Source organism: Actinomadura sp. 3N407, from assembly GCF_052245875.1.
In the GTDB taxonomy this organism is placed as follows: Bacteria; Actinomycetota; Actinomycetes; order Streptosporangiales; family Streptosporangiaceae; genus Spirillospora.
In genome coordinates this window covers 260,901-282,415 of sequence record NZ_JBQQBP010000003.1, presented here as the reverse complement: position 1 = coordinate 282,415, position 21,515 = coordinate 260,901, and the positions used below count along the sequence as shown (strand labels likewise).

Sequence of the window (21,515 nt, the reverse complement as noted above, 5' to 3'; positions counted from 1 at the left end):
GACGGTGGAGGAACGCGCCGGGTGCGGACGCGGAGCCCGGGTGGCCGCGCGGCTGATGCGGTGGTTCCTGCGGCCGCTGGTCGCCCGGCTCCCCTGGACCCCGCTCACGCTGCGCCTCGCCCCGCTCCTCGACCTCGGCGCTCCTGGTGCCGCCGCGCGGCACGAAGGTCACCAAGGTCACCATCCAGACGTCGATCGGCGACTGCGTGAACGCCTACCGCCGGCTCCTCGGCAACGGCCACGACGCGGACGACGTCGTCGTCGCCGGCGACTCGGCCGGCGGCTACTTCGCCTTCATGTCCCCGCTGTACGCCCTCCGCGACGGGCTGCCCCGCCCCGCCGGCATCGTCGCCCTGTCACCCTTCACCGAACTCGACCTCACCAACAAGATCGCGCACGTCAACGCCCCGCTCGACCCGTTCATTCCCGCCCGCCGCATGCGGGACATGATCCGCACCTGTTTCCCGGACGCGGAGATGACCGACCCGTGGCTGTGCCCCGTGGACGCCGACCTCACCGGCCTGCCGCCCACGCTCATCCAGGCCGGCTCGATCGAGGTGATCCGCGCCGACGCCGAGCTGATGGCCGACCGCCTCGGCGCCGCCGGCGTGCCCTGCACCCTGCAGATCTGGGAGGGCCAGGTGCACGTCTTCCAGATATTCGCCGACATCTCACGCGAGGGCTTCGCCGCCATCGAGGAGATCGGCGCCTTCGCCCGCCGCGTCACCGCCGCGTCCGCCCGCCAGGACGCAGCCTAGTTAGCGCGGCAGCCGCTCCGCGGCCGACACGCGCATGGCCAGGGACAGCTCGACGGCCTGGTCGACGACCGCTTCGAGATCGCGCCCCAGCCGTCCGTCCGCCCACTGCTGCGCCAGCTCGGTCATGGCGCCGGTGAACATGGTCGCCGCGATGACGACGGGAAGCCCGGACCCGGCGCGCCCGACCTCGGCGCCGCCCATGGCGACGAGCCCTTCCAGCAGCGCCGTCTGCGCGGCCCGCCGCCTGACGGCCAGCACCTCGTTCCCGCGCGCCTCGGTGAACAGGACGCGTCCCCTCCGCGGGTCGTCGGTGATGAACCGCAGCACGGCGCGGATGCCGGCGCGGGTCCGGGTCTCCGGGGCGGAGCCCGCCTCGTCCAGCGACCTCGCGAGGACGTCCCCGAGCGCGGCCGCCTCCTGGTCGTAGACGGCGGCCAGCAGCTCATCGGTGCCGGTGAAGTTCTCGTAGAAGTACCGGGTGTGCAACTCGGCCCGCCGGCACACCGCCCGCACCGTCAGGGCCCCCTCCCCCTGCTCCCCGAACAGCGCGAACGCGGCCCGCACGAGCATCGCGCGCCGCTCGTCCCTCCGCCTGGCCACGGGCACTCCCGCCCACCGGGTGGACGCCGCCGTCCGGACGCTCGCCATGGCGCTCACACTAGCAAGTCTGGACACGGCCGTAACCAATCACTTACTCTGGTTACAGCCGTAGCCAGAAGTGGGAGCAGCCGGGATGAACAACCCCATCGCCAAGCGGTTCGAGCGGTCCTTCGACACCGACATCCGCTCCAGGTTCTTCAAGGGCCTCGACTTCGGCGGCCCGGCGGGCGACCCCGGCTGGTTCGGTCCCGGCAGCGCCGTCTGGTACGTCCACTCGCACCTGCCCACCCTGATCCTCGGCCTCGTCGGCGCCGCCTACATCGAGGGCCTCGACCCGAGCATCAGCTGGATGGGCTACGACCATTCCCGCCTCGCCGAACGCGTCGACGGCATCCCCACCGGGAACATCGACCCCGAAGGCGGCGCCGTCCGCCTCGGGCACTCCATCTCGTTCTTCATCGGGACCGCCTACGGCTCCACCCCCACCGCGGAGAAGCTCGCCCGCACCGTGCGGGCCATGCACCACACCATCAAGGGCACCCGCCCCGACGGTCTCGCCTACGACGCCGACGACCCCGAATGGCTCCGCTGGAACTACGCCACCGTCGTCTGGGGCCTGGCCACGGCGCACGAGCGCTACCACCGCCGCCCCCTGTACGACATCGACCGCTACTACCGAGAGTTCGTCCGCGTCGGCGAGGCCCTCGGCGGCACCGGCCTCCCCGCCACCAAGGCCGAGACCGCCGAATGCCTGGAGTCCTACCTGCCCCGCCTGGCCCTCACCCCCATCAAGGCGTTCGCCACCGGCCCCAACCTGCGCGGCAACGGCGTCCCGCCCTGGGCCCCCGGCAGCGCCTTCATGGACTGGGCGGCCCGCGACATGCTCCCGCGCTGGGCCCAGAAACTCGCCCTCTACCAGAAGCCCAACCCGGTCGCGCTCCGCTTCCGCCGCACGTCCCTCTGGCTGGCCCTCAACGGCCTGCACGACGCCACCGGCCCCCTCCCGGAATTCCGCCAGGCCCAGGCCCGCGCCGCCGGCAAGAAGCCGAGCCCCTTCGTCTCCACCGCCCCCACGGCCCCCGACCCGGTCCTCACCCGCGAAGAAATCGAAGCCACCGCCTGAGTCGCGGCAGGTGGGGCGGTGGTCAGGTGTCCGGGGTCAGGCGGGCCCGTCGCGTCCGCAGGAAGGCTCGTTCGGTGTCGTTGGTGGCCAGGGTGATCGCCTCGTCGTAGGCGGCGACGGCATCGGCGGTACGGCCGAGGCGGGTGAGCAGGTCCGCGCGGGCGGCGGGCAGCAGGTGGTAGCCCGGCAGGTCCAGCTCGTCGATGGCGGCCAGCGCCGGTGCCGGTCCGTGCACCTCGGCGACGGCGACCGCGCGGTTGAGCGCCACGATCGGGGTCGGGGTGTGCTGCAGCAGCTGGTCGTAGAGCGCCAGCACCTGCGCCCAGTCGGTCGCCGGCCCGTCGGTGTGCACCGCGTTGATCGCGGCCTGCAACTGGTACGGCCCCGGCCGGTCTCGGCGCAGGCACCGCCGCACCAGCTCGTGTCCCTCGGCGATCAGCTCCCGGTTCCACAGCGACCGGTCCTGCTCGGCGAGCACCACCAGTTCACCCGAGGGCCCCACCCGCGCGGGCCGCCGCGCTTCGGTGAGCAGGAGCAGCGCCAGCAGCCCGATCACCTCCGGCTCGTCGGGCATCAGCTCGGCGAGCGCCCTGGCCAGGCGGACGGCCTCCAGGCACAGGTCCGTCCGCAGCAGCTCCCCGGACGTGGAGGTGTATCCCTCGTTGAAGACCAGGTAGAGCACGGTGAGCACCGGCGGCAGCCGATCGGGGAGTTCGGCGGCGTCGGGCACCCGGTAGGCGATGCCGGCGTCGCGGATCTTCTTCTTCGCGCGGACGATCCGCTGGTAGACGGTCGCCTCCGGCACCAGGTAGGCCCGCGCGATCTCGGCCACCTCCAGCCCGCCGATCAGCCGCAGGGTGAGCGCGGTCTGCGCGGGCGGCGACAGCGCCGGGTGGCAGCAGGTGAAGATCATGCGGAGCTGGTCGTCGCGCACCGGTCCCACCTCTTCCGGCTCGTCGGGTTGCTGCAGCAGCATCGCCTGCGCGTGGCGGGCCTCGCGGGTGGACTCCCGGCGCAGGCGGTCGATCGCCCGGTTGCGGGCGGTGGTCACGATCCACGCCCCGGGATTGGGCGGCGCCTCGTCCCACTTCTGGACGGCCACCGTGAACGCGTCCTGCACGGCTTCCTCGGCGAGCCCGATGTCACCGAGGATGCGCGTCAGCGTGGCCACGCACCGGCCGTACTCCGCCCGGTAGACGCTGTCCAGATCCATCCGTCCTCACTTCCACTGCGCGTCTTCGAACGGGCGCACCTCGATCGGGGCCCCGCAGGCCAGCGCGCACTTGTCGGCCCAGGCCAGCGCCTGGTCCAGGTCGCCGCACCGGATCACCCAGAACCCGCCGAGCTGTTCCTTGGTCTCGGCGAAAGGGCCGTCGGTCATCGTGGTCGTGCCGTTGCCGGGGTGGACGACGGTGGTGGCGGGCGAGGGCAGCAGACCGCCGACGAACACCCACACACCGGCGGACTGCATCTCGGTGGTGACCTCGGACGTCCGGGCCATCTGCTCTTGCATTTCCTCTTCGGACGGCGTCGGCGCGCTCTCGTCGAACTGGACGGCGAGCAGGTACTGCTTCATGGCGAACTCCTTCGGAGGATTCAGGCGGACAGGCGGCGGGCGATGGCCGGGATCACGATCGCGGCGGCGACCACGTGCGTCAGCATCAGCAGCACCTTCGTGGCCGCGGACGCGTCCGCCAGCACATCCGGTACCAGTGACAACGCGGTGAGCGCGATCGTGGTTCGGACGAACGCCGTGCGCGGACGGCGGGCCGAGCGGGCCAGTACCAGGGCGAGCAGCAGGCCCGCCACGGAGAAGATGGCGGTCAGCACGGCGAACCCGGACAGCGGGACGGGGTTGCCGCCGACAGCGAGGCTGATACCGGCGAGCTCACCCGCCGCGGCGACGGCCGAGGTCGCCGCCGCGGCGACGGCCGCGGCGGTCAGGCCACCGGTGATCAGCGGCTTCGCGGCGGTGGTGGCGGTAGCGGTAGCGGTGGTGGTGGCGGTGGTGGTGGCGGTGGTGGTGACGGACATCGTGGGCCTCCGGTGAGTGGCGACCGGCCCGTTGCCGGCCTCTCACCTTGGCTACGAACGGGCTCGACGCCATTCGACACCACCGCAGAAGAAAATCTGAAGGCGGTCCCGGGGTGAGGCGCCCTCACCCCGGGACTGTTGGGGGTCACTTCCTCCACTGCTTGGCGGGTGACACGCCGGGGAGGGGCTTGCCGATGAGCGCGAGGGCGGTGAAGAAGTTGACCTGGCCGATCGCCATGATGAGGGTGGTGAGCGCCCTGTCGTCGTAGTGCGCGGACGCCGCGGCGTACAGCTCGTCGGAGACGCGCTCGCCGGCCGGGTTCGGGGTGAGGACTGCCTCCACCAGCGCCAGCGCGACCCGCTCGGCGTCGGTGAAGTAGGGCGCGTCCTGCCAGGACGCCACGGCGGCCAGGCGCTCTTCGGTCTCCCCGGCCTTGCGGAGGTTGCCGGCGTGCTGGACGGTCAGGTAGGCGTTGCCGACGATCTGACCGGCGCGCAACTGGACCAGGCTGATGGTGGTCTTCGGGATCGAGCCGTTCGAGGTGGCCTTGGATCCGGCGGATGCGCCGACCGGGTCGGACGGCCGGGACCTCCCCGAGTAGGGGTCCTTCTTCCCGAAGCCGTCCCCGCTCAAGGCGGTCTGATCGCCGCAGTCACGCGGCGCACGCGCCGTTCGGCTTCCGGGCAAGGTCCCGCCCCGCGCACGGCCGGATCACCCGGTCGGCAACGCGCACACGGGCACGCCGACGAACAAGACCGGACGAGGACCGCAGTTTCTGCGCCTGCGCTTCGCGGGACGTGCCACTCCTCAGCACCACCCGTGCCGCCGGATTCCGTCCGATCTCACTCCGCGCCCCGGGCGCGCGGCAGTACAGGCGGTGCCATCGCCAGCCGCCGTGCTCTACTGACCGTCGAGGCCGTAGTGGCACCCGAGACACCGGTTCAGACGCGCTCGATGATCAGGCAGTGCTGAGGCGGAAGGTCGAGCATCCGGGCTGCGGCGAGGTAGCGCGCCGATGACGGCCTGTCTTCAGGGACGGCCTCGGCGGTCACGATCGCGTCGAACGCATCGTCCAAGCGCAGGACACGGAGGGCGGCGGCGACCTCTGGGGTGGTCGAGTCAGTGACCAAGGCGAGCCGGTGTCGCGTCCCGCATAGGGCCATGACCAGGTCGACGGCTCCCGGGTAGGGGCGGAGGTCGGTCTCAGCGAGAGCGCGGTATGACCGGGCCTTGCCGGCCAGGAGGTCGCCGATGGTTCCTAGCCGGTTCGGCGCGCGATGAGTGAGGAACGCTCGGAAGCCTTCGTGTGCCGTCCGTCCGGCGAAGAAGGTTCGGTGGTCTTCGGCGGTCAGCGAGAGACCGGCTTCGCTCGCGGCTTGGTGGGCCGCGTGCCGGTGGAGGGGAGCGTCGTCCACCAGGACACCGGACAGGCCGAGGAGGATGGCCGGAGTCACTGAGCCGGGGCGTTCTCGGGGACGGGCATGAGCGCCCAGACGATCTTGCCATGGCCGGTGGCGGACGGTCGGATGCCGGTGTCCTTGGCGTAGGCGGCGATGATCGCGAGCCCGCGTCCGCTCAGGGCGTCCAGTCCGGCGGCGGAGGCGCGCGGGAGTTCGGGGGACGGGTCCCAGCACTCCAGCACCGGGGCGCCGTTGTCCAACGCGACCCGGATTCTGAGCAGATGTCCGCGTGCGGCTTCGACCGCGTTCGTCACGATTTCGCTCATGACGACCGTCGAGTCATCGATCAGGTCCCGGCCGTAGCCCCAATTGAGAAGGGCATAACGGACGAGTTCGCGGGCGAGCGAGACCGAAGAGTCCACTCCGAGAAGAGTCATCCGAATTTCGTCCGATTTGGGCATTTCGACTGCTGGCACTTGATCGTTCATATCCGCCGTCCTGGTTTACCTGTGATTCCCTTCACAGGATCGGCGGCGCGTGTTTACCCTGTGATGGATTGGAATCCATGAAATACACCGGAGATCAGCGTGAGTGTTCGCGAGACCATCGACCCGAACTCGTCACTGTGGGCGTGGCTGGCCTTTGACCTGTGGTTTTATCGGACTCAGCGAGGCCTTTCGCTCGCGCAAACCGCGCAAATCGTCCGGGTGGCGCGTGGCACTGTTTCCAACTGGGAAGCGGGCCGCCTTCGCCCTGGTGACCGGTACATGGCCATCCTGGACAAGGCGTGGAACACCGGCGGCCACTTCCAGAGGCTCCACCACTACGCGACCACTGGGCACGATCCCGACTGGTTCAAGCAGTACATTCAGTATGAAAATGCCGCGGAGATCATCAAGGTGTACCACGGGAAGACCGTGCCCGCTCTGGTGCAGACCGAGGACTACATCCGCGCCTTGCTGGTCTGCGCTGGCCGCGAAGACGCATTGAAGCAGGAGATCGACGCGCGCACGAAGCGTCAGGAGATCCTCAACAGGCCCAAGCCGCCTTACGTGTGGATTCTCTTGGACCAGGAGGCGCTGGAGTCTTGGGTGGGGGACATGGAGGTCATGCGCGGACAGCGCGAGCGGCTACTTGAACTCTCCCGACACCCACGTGTGGTCATTCGCATCATCCCCAGGTCTGCGGGAGCGCATCCAGGGCAGGATGGGGCGTTCCAGATCCTCACGATCGGTTCACGCAGCGTCGCATATGCGGGAGCCCAGATCGGTGGACGTCTAATCGAGGCCAGTGACGAGGTGACCACCCTCGGGGTACGGTTTGACCAGATTGGGGCGTTTGCCCTTAGTCAGGACGCGTCCCGCAAGTTGATCGAGCAAGGGATGAGGGACTACGAGTGACCATGTGGCGGAAGAGTTCACACAGCGGCGGGATGAATGACGACGCCTGCGTTGAAGTGGCTCAACTGGGCGACCGCATCGGCGTGCGTGACTCGAAGAACCCGGACGGCGAACGTCTCGGCCTCAACTCCCAGGAGTTCTCTGAGCTGGTCGTGCGTATCAAGCGTGGTGAGTTCACTCTGCGTGCTGACGGCTGAGGACATGTTCTTCGATTGATCAGGGTCCACAAATGATCAAGTGGCGCAAGAGTTCGTACACCGGTGGCGGCAACGAGACGCGTGGGTTGAGGTGGCTCGGCTTGGCGGTTTGATCGGAGTGGACCGCCTCCGAGGTTGCCCGCAGGGATGGGGTCAGTGGGTGCCTCGGGTGTGCAACTCGTTGAGGTGGGCGGCTACTGCGGCGCGCATTCGGGTCGGGGTGGTGGTTCGCGGGTGCAGGGCGGCGTGGACGGCCAAGCCGTCTATCAGCGCGTGCAGGCGGTCGGTTTCCAGTTCGGTGTCCGCGTTCGGGGCCAGGGACTCGACCAGGGCGCGGCAGCCTGAGCGCAGGGCGTCGTGGGCCTCCTCGCACAGGGTGCGCAGTTCGGGATCGACCAGCGCGCGGGCGGTGAAGGCGAGCCAGACCTGGTTTTCGGCGGCGCGTTCGGCGTCCATCGGGAGGAGTTCGTCCAGGACGCGGGCGGCGCGCATGCGGGGGTCGCCGTCCGCCGGCAGGGCCGCGGCGATCCGTTCCTCGATCCGCTCGATGATCGTGCGGAGGGTGAACGCGAGCAACTCTGGCTGGGTGGCGAAGTAGTGCCGCAGCGATCCCGCCGACAGGCCCGCCTCGCGGGCGACGTTGCGGACCGAGGCCCGGTCCAGGCCGTCCTGCCGGATGACTCGCCACACGGCCGCGACCACTTCCTGCCGGCGCCTGGCCGGATCCACCACCTTCGGCATGGAACTTTTATAGCACGGCTGTGTTACTTTGAGGCTGATAGCACAGCCGTACTAAAAAGGATGTGTCATGAGCCGTGGCCTTCTGGTCGTCTTCATCGCGGTTCCGCTTCTGCTCGCCGGTTCCGGGCTCGCCGTGGCGGGTGGCGTGCAGGCCGCCTCCGGCGGGGCGTTCGGTACCTCGGAACGGCGCTTCACCACGTCCACTGTGGCGTTCAAGACCGACGAGGTCGAGGTGGGCGCGGAGACGGCCCGTGCCGGGGACCCCATGCCCGACCTCGGTGAACTCGCCGAGGTCGAGATTGTGGTCTGGCCGGTCGATCCCGGCGTTCCCCTGTTCGTGGGGATCGGGCCGAAGGATCGGGTCGAGAGTTATCTGCGCGGGGTGTCGCACGAGGAGTTCGTGTCGGCCGACCTCAGCCCGTTCACGCCGGTCTTCCGGCGACTGCCGGGTACGTCCGAGGCCGCTCGGCCGTCCGCGCAGCGGTTCTGGGCGGCGAGTTCGTCGGGCACCGGTACGCGCACCGTCAGGTGGGACAAGACCGGTGGCGCATGGTCCGTCGTGGTGATGCGCATGGACGGCCGACCCGGTGTGGACGCGTATGCCTCGATCAGTCTGCGGTTCGGTTTCCTGTTCCCCGCAGCGATCCTCGCTCTGGCGGCCGGGGCGGCTCCGCTCGTGTGGGCGGTGGTCGTACGCCGTCGTCGTCGCACCGGCTGATCGGGGTCAGCTTGCTGTTTCTGGGGGGTTTCGGTGCCTTTTGTTGAAATTCTCCGTGCGACGCTCGGGGTGGGGGACCAAGGCATGGAGGGGTGATGAAGGCGCTGCTGAATTCGCTGAACGAGGATGAGAAGGCCCTTGTCCGGGAGACCGGGAGCGGGGAACTCGCCGACCTGGAGGAGGACGGACTCGTCGATCTGCACACGCGGATCCGGCGCGCCCGCAACAAGTACAGCAAGCTGTACCGGCGCACCGCCGGCGAGCGGGTCGCGGAGTACGGGGGACGCGGCAAGGCCCGTACGAAGAACGCCCGGAACGCCCAGAAGGCGGAGGTGTTCGAGGACGCGCTGGCCCGTGTGAGCTGGTACCTCGCGAGGGCCGCGCGGCGCAGCGCGTCCGAGCTCAAGGCCGAGCGCATCGCCGCCGCGAACCCGGTGGGGACGCCCGCGCCGCAGGCGGGTGTGCCGGAAGCGCGGCCGGGGGCGGCTCAGACCACGGCGCGCGGGCGGCCGACGAGCGCCGATGCCGCGCTGAACCGGCGGCACGCCGCCACCCGCGCGAAGGGCGCCCGCCGCCAAGCGAGGCGCGACAGCCGTTGACCTCCGTGCGCTCATGGGCGGGACGGGTAGGGGCGTCCGCCGGGCCACCCGGAGGCGGCCCGGCGGGTGGCGGCTACTGCAGTTCGAGCCGCCAGGAGAAGGCCGTGGTGTTGTTCAGCGGCCTGAGTTTGACGCCGGTGTGGTGCGTGGCCGTCGTGTAGGGGACGAGGCCCCGCCGAAGGTGGTCCGCGTTGATGATCTGGTAGGCGTGGCGGTCGTTCAGCGCCTGGCGCAAGATCCACTGCTGACTGTCGTTCACCGGTGCGGTGCAGGGCTGGATCTCGGTGTCGTAGAAGAAGTTGTCCGGGGGCAGCGGTTCGATGACCGTCAGGCACATTCCCGCCGCGTTGATGTTCTCGATCTTGTAGGTGAAGACGCCGTGGTAGGAGCCGGCGGGCTCGAACTGCCACTCCTGCCCGCGGGGCCAGACCTTGGTCATGACCACGGGGGTGCCGGGCGCGGTGCCGGCCTCGTAGGGCACGAGGGCGCCCTGGTTGGCCACGTTGCGGATCTTGACCGGCTCGAGTGGTACCTGGCGGGCGAGCCGGGAGGTGGAGTCGTCGGCGTGTGCGGGCGTGGCCACGGCACCGGTCCCGGCCAGCAGGCCGGTCAGGGACAGCGCGGACACGACGCAGGACGCGGCGCGGCGGACTGTGGAGGCGGAGATGGCGGTACCCCTTCCGAGAGGGCTCCATGGGAGCGGGTGAGATGACCGCGACTAAATGTAGTTGATAAACTACTTTCAGTAGTATTGCCTGGTAGTTATATGGATGCGTTCGTGTCGGAAGCCGTCCTAGCCCGTCAGGCAGGGCGGCTCATGGCCGGTGCCAGGACGGCGGCGCGGCCGTCAACGAGTGGCGTCGATGGTCTCGGGGGCGAGGATGCGGTCGAGGACCATCGCGGCGCAGCCGGTGAGGCCGGCGGCCTCGCCCAGGCGGCTCGGTTCGATGCGCAGGTTGCGGGTCGCGAAGGCGGTGGAGCGCTGGTAGACGACCTCGCGGAGGCCGGCGATCAGGGGCTCGTCGGCGCCGACGAGGTCGCCGCCGAGGACGACGACGGCGGGGTTGAGGAGGTTGACGGCGGTGGCGACGACCTCGCCGATGCGGCGGCCGGCGTCGCGGAGGAGGGCGACGGTGGCGGGGTCGCCGGAGCGGGCGAGGGCGGCGAGGCCGGACAGGTCATCGGCGGGGGAGCGGGCGAGGAGGGCCGTGCCGCCGGCGATGGCCTCGACGCAGTTGACGTTGCCGCAGCGGCAGGGGGCGTTCACGGGGGACGGGACGGGGACGTGGCCGATCTCGCCGGCGGCGCCGAGCGCTCCGCGCTGGATGCGGCCGCCGGCGATGAGGCCGGCGCCGATGCCGGTGGAGACCTTGACGAACAGGAGGTCGTCGACGCCGGGGTGGGCCTGGTGCTCGCCGAGGGCGGCGGCGTTGACCTCGTTGTCGAGGTAGGCGGGGACGCCGAAGCGGCCGGAGACCGGGGGGCCGATCTCGACGGCGTCCCAGCGTCCGGCGACGTGCTCGACGGCGTCGGGGACGCCGAGGCCGACGCCCCGGACGGTGGCGGCGTCGACGCCGGAGGACGCGAGGAGGGACGTCCACTGGTCGAGCAGGCGGGGGAGCGTCTTGCCGGGGGACACCTCGGCCGGGGGGCCGTCGGCGCGGGTGATGATCGTGCCGGCGAGGTCGCAGACGGCGAGCTGGCCGCGGGACTGGCCGAGGTTCGCGACGAGGACGGTGCCGCCGGCGGCGTTGAACTCGAGGCGGGCCGGGGGGCGTCCGCCGGTGGAGGGGCCGTCGGCGCGTTCGGTGACGAGGCCGCGCGCGATGAGGTCGGCGACGCGGGAGGCGACGGCGGGACGGGACAGTCCGGTGATGCGGCCCAGGTCCGCGCGGGTGGCGACGCCGTCCTCGCGGATCAGGCGCAGCATGTCGCCGCTGGTGGAGGGGCGGGTGACGGGGCGCGGCATCCGGCCAGTCAAGCACGGCGTTATTCGGTACGTCCAGTTGGTGGAAGATGCATGGTTTTGTAAGAAGAAGTTCATAAGTCGGCTTGTGCCGGTTACGTATGTCTCGGTAGCTTGATGATCTGGAGTTCCCCCTGGTCTGGAGGCGTCCCATGGCTGTGCATCCCGTGCTGGCGGAAGTGACCCGGCGCGTCGCCGAACGGAGCGCCGAGCGGCGCGGCGCGTACCTGCGGCGGATCCGGGACGCCCGGACGGAGGGCCCGGTGCGCGGCGGCATGGGGTGCGCGAACCTGGCCCACGGCTTCGCGGCCTGCGGCGTCCAGGACAAGCTGTGGCTCAGGGGCGACGTCACGCCCAACATCGCGATCGTGTCGGCGTACAACGACATGCTGTCGGCGCACCAGCCGCTCCAGCACTACCCGGACCTGCTCAAGGGCGCGATCCGGTCTGCGGGCGGGACGGCGCAGTTCGCCGGGGGAGTGCCCGCGATGTGCGACGGCATCACGCAGGGACGCGCCGGCATGGAGCTGTCGCTGTTCAGCCGGGACGTGGTGGCGATGGCGACGGCGGTGGCGCTGTCGCATGACATGTTCGACGGCGCGCTGCTGCTCGGCGTCTGCGACAAGATCGTCCCAGGGCTGGTGATCGGGGCGCTGTCGTTCGGGCATCTGCCGGTGATCCTGGTGCCGGCGGGGCCGATGGCGTCCGGCCTGCCGAATGATGAGAAGGCGAAGGTCCGCAAGCGGTTCGCGGCCGGGGAGGTCGGGCGGGAACGGCTGCTCGCCGCGGAGGCCGCGTCCTACCACTCGCCCGGCACGTGCACCTTCTACGGGACGGCGAACTCCAACCAGCTCCTCATGGAGGTCATGGGCCTGCACCTGCCGGGGGCCAGCTTCGTCCCGCCGGGGACGAAGCTGAGGCAGGCCCTGACCGAGGCGGCGGGACGGCGCGTCCTGCGGCTGACCGACCTGGGCGACCACTACACGCCCATCGGCGAGCTCCTGGACGAGCGCGCGTTCGTGAACGGCATCGTCGCGCTGCTGGCCACGGGCGGGTCCACGAACCACACGCTGCACCTGGTCGCGATGGCCGCGGCGGCGGGCATCGAGCTGACCTGGGACGACTTCGACGAGCTGTCCAAGGTCACGCCGCTGCTCACCCGCCTCTACCCGAACGGGTCCGCCGATGTGAACCACTTCCACGCGGCGGGCGGCACCGCGTTCCTCATCGGCGAGCTGATCGACGCCGGGCTCCTCCACGAGGACGCCGCGACGGTCGGAGGGGACACTCTCGCCGACTACCGGCGCGTCCCCGAGTTCGCCGACGGCGGGGCCGAGTGGCGGGACATCGCCACCGAATCCGGCGACACCGACGTCCTGCGTCCCGTCGCCGAGCCGTTCGACACGCACGGCGGACTGCACACGGTGCGCGGCAACCTGGGACGGGCCGTCATCAAGGTGTCCGCGGTCAGCCCCGAGCACCGCGTGATCGAGGCGCCCGCCCGCGTGTTCGACTCGCAGGAGCGGCTTCAGGAGGCGTTCGCCGCCGGAGAACTCGACCGGGACGTGGTGGCGGTCGTCCGCAACCAGGGGCCGCGCGCCAACGGCATGCCGGAGCTGCACCGGCTCACCCCGCCGCTGTCGGTCCTGCAGGACCGGGGACACCGCGTCGCGCTGGTCACCGACGGCCGCATGTCGGGCGCCTCCGGGGCGGTGCCCGCCGCGATCCACGTGTCGCCGGAGGCCGCGGCGGGCGGGCCGCTCGCCCGCGTCCGCGACGGCGACATCGTCCGGCTCGACGCGGACGGGGGAGCGCTGGACGTCCTCGTCCCGGACGAGGAGTTCGCCGCCCGCGAGCCCGCGGCCGGGGCCGCCGAGGAGGCGTGGGGCACCGGACGGGAGCTGTTCCAGGCGTTCCGGCACGCGGTGGGCCCGGCGGAGCGGGGCGCCGGAGTCTTCGCATGAGCGGAGCGAACCGGGGGGCGTGGGGGGTCGCCCCCTCACAGGACGCAGGCATGAGCGGGACGGCGGTGTCGGAGTCCGCGCCCTGGCTGGTCGCCGACGTCGGCGGCACGAACGCCCGGTTCGCGCTGGTGGACGGCCCGGACGGCGACCCGTACCGCGTCCGTTCCCTGCCCACCCGCGACCACGCCGGGCTCGCCGAGGCGGCGGCCGCCTACCTCGGCCGGTACGCCCCGGACGTCCGGCCGTCCGCCGCGTGCCTGGCGGTGGCGGGGCCCGTCACGGGCGGGACGTTCCACCTGACGAACGCGGGCTGGCCGAAGGGGACCCCCGAGGAGGTCCGCGACCATCTCGGGCTGCCCCGCCTGGACATCATCAACGACTTCGAGGCCCTCGCCCTCGCGCTCCCGCGCCTGCGCGAGGACGACCTGGTCCCCATCGGGAAGGCATGCCCGCCCGCCGGCGGGACCCTCGCGGTGGTCGGCCCCGGGACGGGGCTCGGCGTCGCGGGCCTCGTCCCCACGCCGTCCGGGTGGGTGCCGCTGCCCGGCGAGGGCGGCCAGGTCGACGTCCCGGCGGCGACCGACCGGGAGATCGAGGTCGCGCGGCGGCTGCGCGCCGAGCACGGTTCCGCCACCGCCGAGCTCCTGCTGTCCGGGGGCGGGCTGAGCCGCGTCCACCGCTACCTCGCGGCGATCGGCGGCACGCCGGCCGAACCGCTCACCGCGCAGGAGATCAGCGAGCGCCGCGGCGACCCGGTGTGCCGCGAGGCGCTGCACATGTTCTGCGCGCTGCTCGGGTCGCTCGCCGGGAACGTCGCCCTGACGCTCGGCACCCGGGGCGGCGTCTACCTCGGCGGCGGCATCCTGCCTCGCATCGCGGACGTGCTGCGCGACAGCGCGTTCCGCGCCCGTTTCGAGGGGAAGCCCCCCGTCGAGGACTACATGCGCGGCATTCCCACCGCGCTCATCGTTCACCACGGCCCGGCCCTGGTCGGCGCCACCATGCGGATCGCGCAGAGCCTGCCCGACCCGGAGCACCTGGAGCTTGCATGATCGCCGAAGACCTGTTCGACCTCGCGCCCGTGATCCCCGTCGTCGTGCTGGACGACGCCGGCGCGGCCGTCCCGATGGCCCGAGCCCTCGTCGAGGGCGGGCTCCCGGCGATCGAGGTGACGCTCCGCACGCCCGCCGCGCTGGAGGCGATCGAGCGGATCGCCGCCGAGGTCCCGGACGTGGTGGTCGGCGCGGGAACGGTCGCCCGACCCGAGGACGCCGAGCGGTCCGCGGCCGCCGGGGCCCGCTTCCTGGTCAGCCCCGGCTGCACGCCCCGCCTCCAGGCCGCGATGGTCGCGACCGGCCTGCCGTTCCTGCCGGGCGTCGCGACCGTGTCCGAGGCCATGGCGCTGCTGGAGGACGGGATCACGGCGATGAAGTTCTTCCCCGCCGAGGCTGCGGGCGGCGCCGCCTTCCTGAAGGCGCTCGGCGGGCCGCTACCGCAGATCCGGTTCTGCCCGACCGGCGGGATCAGCCCGAGGAACGCCGCCGATTACCTCGCGCTCGGCAACGTCGGCTGCGTCGGCGGGTCCTGGCTGACCCCGGCGAACGTCGTCCGCGCCGGCGACTGGGACCGCATCCGCAAGCTCGCCTCCGAAGCGGCCGCCCTGCGCGCCGGCTGATGTCACATCCGGCGGCGGTCCTCCCGTCTCCAGGGCATGAGCATCGCATCGACGCTTGAGAGGCTGAGAGCCCAGCGCACGATCCTGCTGACGTCCTACCGCAAGGACGGGACGCCGGTCGGGACCCCCGTCAACGTGGTCGTCCGGGACGGCCACGCCTACTTCCGCACCTTCGACCAGGCGGTCAAGACGAAGCGGCTGGCGCGCAACCCGGAGGTGGAGATCGCGCCGAGCACGTTCCGCGGGAAGGTCACCGGGCCGGCGTCGCGCGGCCGTGCCCGGCTGCTCTCCGAGGAGGAGTCGAAGCCGATCCGCAGGCTGCTGGCCCGCAAGCATCCGCTCCTCCAGGGTTTCGCGGTGCCGCTGTTCCACCGGCTGAAGCGCTTCCGGACGCTCCATTACGAGATCACCCTCGATCAGGACTGAGCTCCGGGGGCGGGACCGGAGGCGCAGTGCGGGCACGGGCCCGCGGTGAGGGGCGTGCCGCCCGCGTACGGGACGAGGTCCATCCGGAGCCGCCCGCAGGCGCAGCGGGTCCATACGACGACGCCGTCACTGGTGAGATGCCGGGAGAGTGTCGTGTTCTGCTGAGTCATGATCCGAGTCTGCGGCCGGTCGAACGTTGCCGTCTATTTCAGCTTTCCGCATGGAATCGTGCAAGATGGTTACATGATTGACCTGCGGCGGCTGCACATGCTCCGGCTCGTCCACCAGTACGGGACGGTCACGTCGGCGGCGGAGGCGATGCACCTCACGCCGTCGGCGATCTCCCACCACCTGCGCGAACTGGCGCGGGAACTGAAGGTGCCGCTGCTGGAGCCGCAGGGCCGCAAGGTGAGGCTGACCCCGGCCGCGTACCTGCTGATCGAGCACGCCGACGGCCTGCTCGCCAAGTGGGAGGAGACCCTCGCCGACCTGGAGTCGCACCGCGCCGGTGTCGCGGGGCCGCTGCGCATGTGCGGCTTCACCACGGCCGTCGGCGGGCTCGTCGCTCCGGCCGCGGGCGCCCTGCTGCGCGTCGACCCGGACCTCACGGTCGAGATCCGCGAATGCGACACCGACGTGGCCGTGGGCCTGCTCACCGCCGGCGAGACCGACATCGCGGTCATCGAGCCGACCCCGGAGGCGCCGCCGCCCGGCGACCCGCGCTTCGACCGGGAACCGCTGCTGGAGGAGGTCCTCGACCTGATCGTCCCGGCCGGGCACCCGTTCGCGCGCCGCGGCGGCGTGCGGCTGGAGGACGCGGCGGGCGAGACGTGGATCAGCGTCCAGCCCGAGGGCTGCGCCCACTACCACCAGGTCATGGCCTACTGCGCCGCGGCCGGGTTCACGCCCCGGATCGTGCACAACGCCACCACCTGGTCGGTGATCTGGGCGCTGGTCGGCAACGGCCTCGGCGTGTCGCTCGTCCCGCGGCTGGCGGGCGGGCCCGGCGACCAGCAGGTGGTCCGGGTCCCGCTGACCGGTGACGGCGTGCCGAGGCGGCGCGTGCTGACCTGCGTGCGGCGCGGCAGCCGCGCGAACCCGCTGATCGCCCGCGGCCTGCGCGCCCTCCACGACGCCGTTCCCGGCGGCTGCGCCCGCATGCCCGCCGCCTGACCGCCCCGCCCTCCTACTCGGTCGCGATCGCCCGGAGGACGTTCATCCGGGCGGCGCGGCGGGCGGGCCACACAGCGGCGACGACGCCGATCACGGCCGCCGCCGCGACGCACACCGCCAGCCGCCCGTAGGGGATCGCGAGGACCTCCATGCCGCCGTCGCCCTCCGCCATCACGTGCTGCAGGACGATCCCGAGGACGACGCCCGTCCCGACGCCGAGCACCGCGCCGAACAGCGAGACGACGACCGCCTCGTAGCGGATCATCCGGCGGAGCCGGCGGCGCTGCATGCCGATGGCGCGGAGCAGGCCGATCTCCCGCGTCCGCTCGGTGACCGCGAGCGCGAGCGTGTTGACGATGCCGAGCGCGGCGACGAGGACCGACAGCACGAGCAGGCCGAGGACGAGGTTGAGGAACAGCTCGATGTCCCCGGCGGCCTCGTCCTTGACCTGGGCGCGGTCCTTCAGTTCCAGGCCGGGCCACGGGGCGAGCGCCGCCTCCAGCGCGCCCCTCTCCGCGGCGCCGACGTTGATCTCGATGCGGTCGATCGGGGCGTCCGGGACGTGGTCCCGGTAGCCGTCCCAGTTGATGATCATGCTGGGGGCGGACGGGGTGAGCGACGGCCGGTCGGCGTAGATCCCGGCTATCCGGAACGTCCGTTTCGTCCCGTCCCGGTATCGGCCGGCGACCGTCGTCCCGACCTCCCAGCCCTGCGACTTCGCGACGCTGCGGCCGACGAGCAACGAGTCCCCGCGCACCGCGGAGGACCCTTCCCGGAGCGGCAGCCGGAAGTGGCCGAGCAGCTCACCGGGCCTGCCCGCCGTGGCCGTCCGCACGGAACCGCCCAGCATGAACCGCGCCGTGCGGATCGGGATCACCGACCGCACGCCCTCCACCGCCGCCACCGCACCGGCCGCCTCCGCGCTGACCGGCGTGATCTGGCTCTGGCCGGTGACCCGGTAGTCGGCGGTGAGGCCCGCGTCGAGCTGCCGGTCCACCGACGCCGCCATCGACTGGACGATCACCGACACGGCCGCGATGAGGGCGAGGCCGATCGCCGGCGCGGACGCCGTCGCCGCCGTCCGCCTCGGGTCGCGCAGCGCGTTGCGTCCGCCCATCCGGCCCGTGCTCCCGCCGAACCGCGTGAACGGCCAGGCCAGGATCCGGATCGCGGGACGGCAGAGCACCGGCGACACCACGATCACGCCGGCGAACACCGCCATCGCGCCCGCCCCGGCCAGGGTCAGCGCCGTCCTCCCCTCCGACGCGAGCCCGGCCGCGACCGCCCCCGCGCCCACCGCGAGCGCCGCGGCGCCGCACCACACCCGGCCCCGCAGCGGGCGCGGCGCCGCCGTCGCCTCGCGGAGGGCGGCGACGGGCGGGATCCGCGACGCGCGCCGCGCCGGGACGAACGCGGCGGCCAGCGTGACCAGCGTCCCCACCGCGTAGGACGCGATCACCGCCGAGACGGGGACGGCCGGAGTCCCGAACGGCAGCTCCTCGCCGCCCGTGACGACCGTCATCAGCCGGGCCAGCCCGGCCGCGACCCCGGCGCCCGCCGCCAGGCCGAGCGTGGAGCCCGCCACCCCGACCCCGGCCGCCTCGCCGAGCACCGACCGCGTCACCTGCCCGCGCGAGGCCCCCACCGCGCGCAGCAGCGCCAGCTCCCCGACCCGCGTGCTCACCAGCATCGCGAACGTGTTGAAGATGATGAACGAGCCGACGAACACGGCGATCACGGCGAAGACCAGCAGGAACGTCCGCATCACGGTGAGGACCGTCTTCAGCTGCCCGGCCTGCTCCTCGATGGCCGCGCGCCCGGTGACCGCCTCGACGCCGGACGGGAGCGCCGCGGCCACCGCGTCCCGCAGCCGCTCCTGCGAGACGCCGTCGTCCGCGTGCACGACGATCCGCGCGAACGTCCCCGGATCATCGGACAGCAGGCGCCGTGCGGTGTCCGGTGCGAACGCCGTCATCGAGAGGTGGTCGCCGAGCGCGGAGTCGCCCACCTCGAACAGGCCCGTGAGCCGGAACGCGCGGGTTCCCGACAGCAGCGCCACCGTGACCCGGTCGCCGATCCGGTATCCCGCGTCGCGGGCGGTCGTGACGTCGACGGCGATCTCGTCCGGCGCGGCGGGCGGCGTCCCGGACGTGAGCCGGGGGAGCGACAGGTCCGGGTCGCCGTCCCATGCCACCCCCGTCTGCGGCTCCGCTCCGACGACCCGGCCGCGCCGGTCCACGACGGCGGCGAACCCGGTGACGACGCCGTGCGCCTTGGCGACACCGTCCACGTTCCGCACGGTCCGCAGCACCGGTGCCGGGACGGGACGCTCCGGCGCCCGCTCGCCGAGCCCCGGCCCGAACGCCCGCTCGGTCCGGACGATCACGTCCGTGCCGCGTCCCAGATCGTCGAAGGCGCGGTCGAACGAGCGGTCCAGCGTGGCGGAGAACATCAGCGTCCCGGCGACGAACGCGACGCCGGCCACGACCGCGACCATCGACAGCAGCAGGCGGGCGCGGTGGGCGACCAGGCCCCGGAGTACGAGCTTGAGCATGCCGCCGATTCCAGCCGGACGTGCCCGCCCGGCGGCAGCGCGAATCGTCGCGTCCGCCCCCTGCGGACGTGCGGTGCGACGCGACTTTCGTAGGGGTGGCAGGCCGGGTCCGGGTGCGTACGGTAATGGGATGAGCGAAGCGGACCGGGGGGTGTGGGGGCGCGTCCTCCCACAGGGGGCAGGCGTGCGCCTGCCTTCGCCGCGTCCCCTCCTCGCGCGGCTCCTCCCGTCCGGACGGCCCCGCGACCGGGTCGCCGACGCCGCCGTCGTGCTGTCAGGCGTGGCCCAGAGCTGGTGGACGGCCGCCGGCCCGGACACGATGATCCGGTGGCACGGCGGCGCGGCACCGGTGCTGTTCCTGGTGCCCGCGCTCGCCCTGCTGTTCCGGCGCCGCGCCCCCATGACGGTCGCGTGGATCACCGCCGGGCTGGCCGTGCTCGTGTGGCTGGTGGAGCTGGCCGCGCCGGGGACGCTGCTGCGGGTGGACGCCGACCGGACCCTCGAACCGGCGATCTGGTGGCCGCCGACCGCGCCGCTGGCCGCGTACGCGGTGATGGCGTTCCCCCGCGAGGGGGCCCGCCCCGTCTGGGTCCGCTGGCTGCCGGTCGCCGCGGTGCTCGTCCCGATCGGCTGCCTGGACGACGTCCTCCCCGAATCGGCCTTGCGGAGCATCGCCGCCCAGGACACCGGGGCCGTCGAAGGGATCGTCTTCCGCAGCATGGCCGTCGTGATCGGCGGGGCGCTGATCGGCATGTACGCCGCCGCGCGCCGCCGCGTCGTGCAGGCCCTCACCGAGCGGGCGGAACGGGCCGAACGCGAGCGGCACCTGCTGGCCGAGCGGGCCCGCGCGGAGGAACGCGCCCGGCTCGCCGCCGAGATGCACGACGTCGTCGCGCACCGGGTGACGCTGATGGTGCTGCAGGCGGGGGCCCTGCGCGTGCGGGCCCCGGACGAGCCGACCCGCGCGGCCGCCGAAGAGCTGCGCGGCGCCGGCTGCCAGGCCCTCGAAGAACTCCGTGACGTCATCGGGCTGCTGCGCCGCGACCCCGAGGAGGCGTCCGCGGCGGCGGCGGAGCCGCTGCCGGACCTGTCCGCGCTGGTCGCCGAGTCCGCCGCGGTCGGCGTCCCGGTCGAGCTGGCCGAGCACGGCGATCCGCCGCCCGCCTCACCCGCCGTGGGACGCACCGCGTACCGGGTCGTGCAGGAGGCGCTGACCAACGCGCGCAAGCACGCGCCGGGCGCCGCCGTCCACGTGGACGTCCGCTACCGGGCCGACGGCGTGACGCTGACCGTGCGCAACGCCGCCGCGTCCCGCGGCGCGGACGCCGAGCTGGCGGCCAGCGGGTCCGGGATGGGCCTCGCCGGGCTCCGCGAACGCGTCGAGCTGATCGGCGGCACGTTCACGGCGGGCCCGTCCGCGGGCGGCTTCCGCGTCGAGGCGTCCCTGCCCGCCTACCTGCCCGTCGCCGCGCCGGCGGCGGAGCCGGCCCCATGATCACCGCAGGGTCGTCCCCCGGGCGGGAAACGCCGATCACGGTGCTGCTGGTGGACGACGAGCCGATGGTGTGCGCGCATCTGCGCACCATCCTCGGCGCGGCCGAGGACGTCGAGGTGGTCGGGGAGGCCCACGACGGCGCCGCCGGGGTCGAGGCCGTCGTCCGGTACCGGCCGCACGTGGTGCTCATGGACCTGCGGATGCCGGGCGTGGACGGCCTCGCCGCCACCGAGCGGATCACCGCGCTGCGCTCCCCGCCCGTCGTCGTCGCGCTGACCACGTTCGACGCCGACGAGTACGTCATCCGGGCGCTGCGGGCCGGAGCCGCGGGGTTCCTGCTGAAGTCGACGCCCCCGGAGGACCTGGTGAAGCTCGTCCGGGTCGCCGCCGACGGGCACACCGTGATGTCGGCCGCCGCGACCATGCGGCTGCTCGGCACGGCCGACGCCCGCGCGTCCGGCCGCGACCGCGTCCGCGCGCTCGTCGGCGGCCTCACCGAGCGGGAGACGCAGGTGCTGGCCTGCCTCGGCGAGGGCCTGTCCAACGCGCGGATCGCGGGACGCCTCCACCTCAGCGAGGCCACCGTCAAGGGCCACGTCTCCCGCCTCCTCGACAAGCTCGGCTGCGCCAACCGCACCCAGGCCGGCCTCCTGGCCCGCGACGCGGGCCTGCGTTGACCTGCGGCGTGTCG

General features: G+C 72.5%; 25 protein-coding genes. 13 read left to right on the top strand and 12 right to left on the bottom strand.

The features are described 5' to 3' along the window. Positions 1–146: 146 nt before the first annotated feature. A complete protein-coding gene (locus ACTWPP_RS09070; RefSeq protein WP_443103696.1) occupies positions 147–758 on the top strand; it encodes an alpha/beta hydrolase fold domain-containing protein in 612 nt (203 codons plus the stop codon). Here ACTWPP_RS09070 and ACTWPP_RS09065 read toward each other — a convergent pair whose 3' ends face one another. Continuing rightward, entirely contained in the window at positions 759–1,406 is a 648-nt protein-coding gene (locus tag ACTWPP_RS09065) for a TetR/AcrR family transcriptional regulator (RefSeq protein WP_443104001.1), read from the bottom strand. 85 nt (positions 1,407–1,491) lie between these two features. On the opposite strand from ACTWPP_RS09065, the gene ACTWPP_RS09060 reads away from it, so the two are divergent. Next, positions 1,492–2,481 (top strand): oxygenase MpaB family protein, encoded by a 990-nt coding sequence (locus ACTWPP_RS09060; RefSeq protein ID WP_443103695.1) that lies wholly within the window; start codon positions 1,492–1,494, stop codon positions 2,479–2,481. 22 nt (positions 2,482–2,503) lie between these two features. On the opposite strand, the gene ACTWPP_RS09055 is transcribed toward ACTWPP_RS09060, so the two are convergent. The 6 genes from ACTWPP_RS09055 to ACTWPP_RS09030 form a co-directional block, all read right to left on the bottom strand. Further along, complete coding sequence (locus ACTWPP_RS09055) at positions 2,504–3,694, bottom strand: RNA polymerase sigma factor (protein WP_443103694.1); 1,191 nt, start codon at positions 3,692–3,694, stop codon at positions 2,504–2,506. Positions 3,695–3,700: 6 nt separating this feature from the next. Further along, the gene (locus ACTWPP_RS09050; protein ID WP_443103693.1) at positions 3,701–4,057 is read right to left on the bottom strand and encodes a YciI family protein; all 357 of its coding nucleotides are present in this window, start codon (positions 4,055–4,057) and stop codon (positions 3,701–3,703) included. Positions 4,058–4,077: 20 nt separating this feature from the next. Further along, positions 4,078–4,515, bottom strand: coding sequence for a DUF6069 family protein (locus tag ACTWPP_RS09045; protein WP_443103692.1), 438 nt, complete (start codon positions 4,513–4,515; stop codon positions 4,078–4,080). A gap of 145 nt (positions 4,516–4,660) precedes the next feature. Beyond that, positions 4,661–5,149 (bottom strand): carboxymuconolactone decarboxylase family protein, encoded by a 489-nt coding sequence (locus tag ACTWPP_RS09040; protein WP_443103690.1) that lies wholly within the window; start codon positions 5,147–5,149, stop codon positions 4,661–4,663. Between the two features lie 308 nt (positions 5,150–5,457). Continuing rightward, a complete protein-coding gene (locus tag ACTWPP_RS09035; RefSeq protein WP_443103688.1) occupies positions 5,458–5,970 on the bottom strand; it encodes an HAD family hydrolase in 513 nt (170 codons plus the stop codon). Further along, the gene (locus ACTWPP_RS09030) at positions 5,967–6,338 is read right to left on the bottom strand and encodes an ATP-binding protein (protein ID WP_443103687.1); all 372 of its coding nucleotides are present in this window, start codon (positions 6,336–6,338) and stop codon (positions 5,967–5,969) included. The genes ACTWPP_RS09035 and ACTWPP_RS09030 overlap by 4 nt, the downstream gene beginning before the upstream one ends. A gap of 165 nt (positions 6,339–6,503) precedes the next feature. Here ACTWPP_RS09030 and ACTWPP_RS09025 point away from each other — a divergent pair, with 165 nt between their 5' ends. Together ACTWPP_RS09025 and ACTWPP_RS09020 are read left to right on the top strand one after the other, a co-directional pair. Next, a complete protein-coding gene (locus tag ACTWPP_RS09025; protein ID WP_443103686.1) occupies positions 6,504–7,316 on the top strand; it encodes a helix-turn-helix domain-containing protein in 813 nt (270 codons plus the stop codon). 2 nt (positions 7,317–7,318) lie between these two features. After that, positions 7,319–7,513, top strand: a complete 195-nt coding sequence (locus ACTWPP_RS09020) for a DUF397 domain-containing protein (RefSeq protein ID WP_443104000.1) — start codon at positions 7,319–7,321, stop codon at positions 7,511–7,513. 153 nt (positions 7,514–7,666) lie between these two features. Here the strand turns inward: ACTWPP_RS09020 and ACTWPP_RS09015 are convergent, their stop codons facing one another. Continuing rightward, a complete protein-coding gene (locus ACTWPP_RS09015) occupies positions 7,667–8,254 on the bottom strand; it encodes a TetR/AcrR family transcriptional regulator (RefSeq protein WP_443103684.1) in 588 nt (195 codons plus the stop codon). 67 nt (positions 8,255–8,321) lie between these two features. On the opposite strand from ACTWPP_RS09015, the gene ACTWPP_RS09010 reads away from it, so the two are divergent. Then, positions 8,322–8,972, top strand: a complete 651-nt coding sequence (locus ACTWPP_RS09010) for a hypothetical protein (protein WP_443103683.1) — start codon at positions 8,322–8,324, stop codon at positions 8,970–8,972. 95 nt (positions 8,973–9,067) lie between these two features. Next, entirely contained in the window at positions 9,068–9,571 is a 504-nt protein-coding gene (locus tag ACTWPP_RS09005) for a hypothetical protein (protein WP_443103682.1), read from the top strand. Positions 9,572–9,644: 73 nt separating this feature from the next. On the opposite strand, the gene ACTWPP_RS09000 is transcribed toward ACTWPP_RS09005, so the two are convergent. Together ACTWPP_RS09000 and ACTWPP_RS08995 are read right to left on the bottom strand one after the other, a co-directional pair. Next, entirely contained in the window at positions 9,645–10,199 is a 555-nt protein-coding gene (locus ACTWPP_RS09000) for an RICIN domain-containing protein (protein ID WP_443103680.1), read from the bottom strand. A 219-nt stretch (positions 10,200–10,418) separates the two neighbouring features. Next, a complete protein-coding gene (locus ACTWPP_RS08995; RefSeq protein WP_443103679.1) occupies positions 10,419–11,540 on the bottom strand; it encodes an ROK family protein in 1,122 nt (373 codons plus the stop codon). Positions 11,541–11,689: 149 nt separating this feature from the next. On the opposite strand from ACTWPP_RS08995, the gene edd reads away from it, so the two are divergent. From edd to ACTWPP_RS08975, 4 genes are read left to right on the top strand one after another with little or no spacing between them, the layout of a single operon-like run. Continuing rightward, on the top strand, positions 11,690–13,501 hold the full coding sequence (gene edd, locus ACTWPP_RS08990; protein ID WP_443103677.1) for a phosphogluconate dehydratase: 1,812 nt from the start codon (positions 11,690–11,692) through the stop codon (positions 13,499–13,501). A gap of 50 nt (positions 13,502–13,551) precedes the next feature. Then, positions 13,552–14,553, top strand: a complete 1,002-nt coding sequence (glk, locus tag ACTWPP_RS08985) for a glucokinase (protein WP_443103675.1) — start codon at positions 13,552–13,554, stop codon at positions 14,551–14,553. Next, positions 14,550–15,176 carry a bifunctional 4-hydroxy-2-oxoglutarate aldolase/2-dehydro-3-deoxy-phosphogluconate aldolase gene (gene eda, locus ACTWPP_RS08980; protein WP_443103674.1) on the top strand — a complete coding sequence of 209 codons (627 nt, stop codon included), beginning with the start codon at positions 14,550–14,552 and terminating at the stop codon, positions 15,174–15,176. The genes glk and eda overlap by 4 nt, the downstream gene beginning before the upstream one ends. A gap of 36 nt (positions 15,177–15,212) precedes the next feature. After that, positions 15,213–15,602, top strand: a complete 390-nt coding sequence (locus tag ACTWPP_RS08975; RefSeq protein WP_443103673.1) for a PPOX class F420-dependent oxidoreductase — start codon at positions 15,213–15,215, stop codon at positions 15,600–15,602. On the opposite strand, the gene ACTWPP_RS08970 is transcribed toward ACTWPP_RS08975, so the two are convergent. Next, the gene (locus ACTWPP_RS08970) at positions 15,593–15,772 is read right to left on the bottom strand and encodes a hypothetical protein (protein ID WP_443103672.1); all 180 of its coding nucleotides are present in this window, start codon (positions 15,770–15,772) and stop codon (positions 15,593–15,595) included. The genes ACTWPP_RS08975 and ACTWPP_RS08970 overlap by 10 nt on opposite strands. Before the next feature lie 73 nt (positions 15,773–15,845). Between ACTWPP_RS08970 and ACTWPP_RS08965 the strand changes: the two genes are divergently transcribed. Continuing rightward, complete coding sequence (locus tag ACTWPP_RS08965; RefSeq protein ID WP_443103671.1) at positions 15,846–16,775, top strand: LysR family transcriptional regulator; 930 nt, start codon at positions 15,846–15,848, stop codon at positions 16,773–16,775. Between the two features lie 13 nt (positions 16,776–16,788). Here the strand turns inward: ACTWPP_RS08965 and ACTWPP_RS08960 are convergent, their stop codons facing one another. Then, entirely contained in the window at positions 16,789–19,329 is a 2,541-nt protein-coding gene (locus ACTWPP_RS08960) for an ABC transporter permease (protein WP_443103669.1), read from the bottom strand. Positions 19,330–19,459: 130 nt separating this feature from the next. On the opposite strand from ACTWPP_RS08960, the gene ACTWPP_RS08955 reads away from it, so the two are divergent. Then, positions 19,460–20,824, top strand: a complete 1,365-nt coding sequence (locus ACTWPP_RS08955) for a sensor histidine kinase (protein ID WP_443103667.1) — start codon at positions 19,460–19,462, stop codon at positions 20,822–20,824. Next, on the top strand, positions 20,821–21,501 hold the full coding sequence (locus ACTWPP_RS08950; protein WP_443103666.1) for a response regulator: 681 nt from the start codon (positions 20,821–20,823) through the stop codon (positions 21,499–21,501). The genes ACTWPP_RS08955 and ACTWPP_RS08950 overlap by 4 nt, the downstream gene beginning before the upstream one ends. Positions 21,502–21,515: the final 14 nt, after the last annotated feature.

What these genes read in the sequence shown, in the direction of transcription:
- ACTWPP_RS09010 (WP_443103683.1), top strand. Translation starts at nt 8,322, where the DNA reads ATGAGCCGTGGCCTTCTGGTCGTCTTCATCGCGGTTCCGCTTCTGCTC.
- ACTWPP_RS09065 (WP_443104001.1), bottom strand. Translation starts at nt 1,406, where the DNA reads ATGGCGAGCGTCCGGACGGCGGCGTCCACCCGGTGGGCGGGAGTGCCC.
- ACTWPP_RS09015 (WP_443103684.1), bottom strand. Translation starts at nt 8,254, where the DNA reads ATGCCGAAGGTGGTGGATCCGGCCAGGCGCCGGCAGGAAGTGGTCGCG.
- ACTWPP_RS09020 (WP_443104000.1), top strand. Translation starts at nt 7,319, where the DNA reads ATGTGGCGGAAGAGTTCACACAGCGGCGGGATGAATGACGACGCCTGC.
- ACTWPP_RS08975 (WP_443103673.1), top strand. Translation starts at nt 15,213, where the DNA reads ATGAGCATCGCATCGACGCTTGAGAGGCTGAGAGCCCAGCGCACGATC.
- ACTWPP_RS08960 (WP_443103669.1), bottom strand. Translation starts at nt 19,329, where the DNA reads ATGCTCAAGCTCGTACTCCGGGGCCTGGTCGCCCACCGCGCCCGCCTG.
- edd (WP_443103677.1), top strand. Translation starts at nt 11,690, where the DNA reads ATGGCTGTGCATCCCGTGCTGGCGGAAGTGACCCGGCGCGTCGCCGAA.
- eda (WP_443103674.1), top strand. Translation starts at nt 14,550, where the DNA reads ATGATCGCCGAAGACCTGTTCGACCTCGCGCCCGTGATCCCCGTCGTC.
- ACTWPP_RS08970 (WP_443103672.1), bottom strand. Translation starts at nt 15,772, where the DNA reads ATGACTCAGCAGAACACGACACTCTCCCGGCATCTCACCAGTGACGGC.
- ACTWPP_RS09005 (WP_443103682.1), top strand. Translation starts at nt 9,068, where the DNA reads ATGAAGGCGCTGCTGAATTCGCTGAACGAGGATGAGAAGGCCCTTGTC.
- ACTWPP_RS08950 (WP_443103666.1), top strand. Translation starts at nt 20,821, where the DNA reads ATGATCACCGCAGGGTCGTCCCCCGGGCGGGAAACGCCGATCACGGTG.
- glk (WP_443103675.1), top strand. Translation starts at nt 13,552, where the DNA reads ATGAGCGGGACGGCGGTGTCGGAGTCCGCGCCCTGGCTGGTCGCCGAC.
- ACTWPP_RS09045 (WP_443103692.1), bottom strand. Translation starts at nt 4,515, where the DNA reads ATGTCCGTCACCACCACCGCCACCACCACCGCCACCACCACCGCTACC.
- ACTWPP_RS08995 (WP_443103679.1), bottom strand. Translation starts at nt 11,540, where the DNA reads ATGCCGCGCCCCGTCACCCGCCCCTCCACCAGCGGCGACATGCTGCGC.
- ACTWPP_RS08965 (WP_443103671.1), top strand. Translation starts at nt 15,846, where the DNA reads ATGATTGACCTGCGGCGGCTGCACATGCTCCGGCTCGTCCACCAGTAC.
- ACTWPP_RS09060 (WP_443103695.1), top strand. Translation starts at nt 1,492, where the DNA reads ATGAACAACCCCATCGCCAAGCGGTTCGAGCGGTCCTTCGACACCGAC.
- ACTWPP_RS09050 (WP_443103693.1), bottom strand. Translation starts at nt 4,057, where the DNA reads ATGAAGCAGTACCTGCTCGCCGTCCAGTTCGACGAGAGCGCGCCGACG.
- ACTWPP_RS08955 (WP_443103667.1), top strand. Translation starts at nt 19,460, where the DNA reads ATGAGCGAAGCGGACCGGGGGGTGTGGGGGCGCGTCCTCCCACAGGGG.
- ACTWPP_RS09055 (WP_443103694.1), bottom strand. Translation starts at nt 3,694, where the DNA reads ATGGATCTGGACAGCGTCTACCGGGCGGAGTACGGCCGGTGCGTGGCC.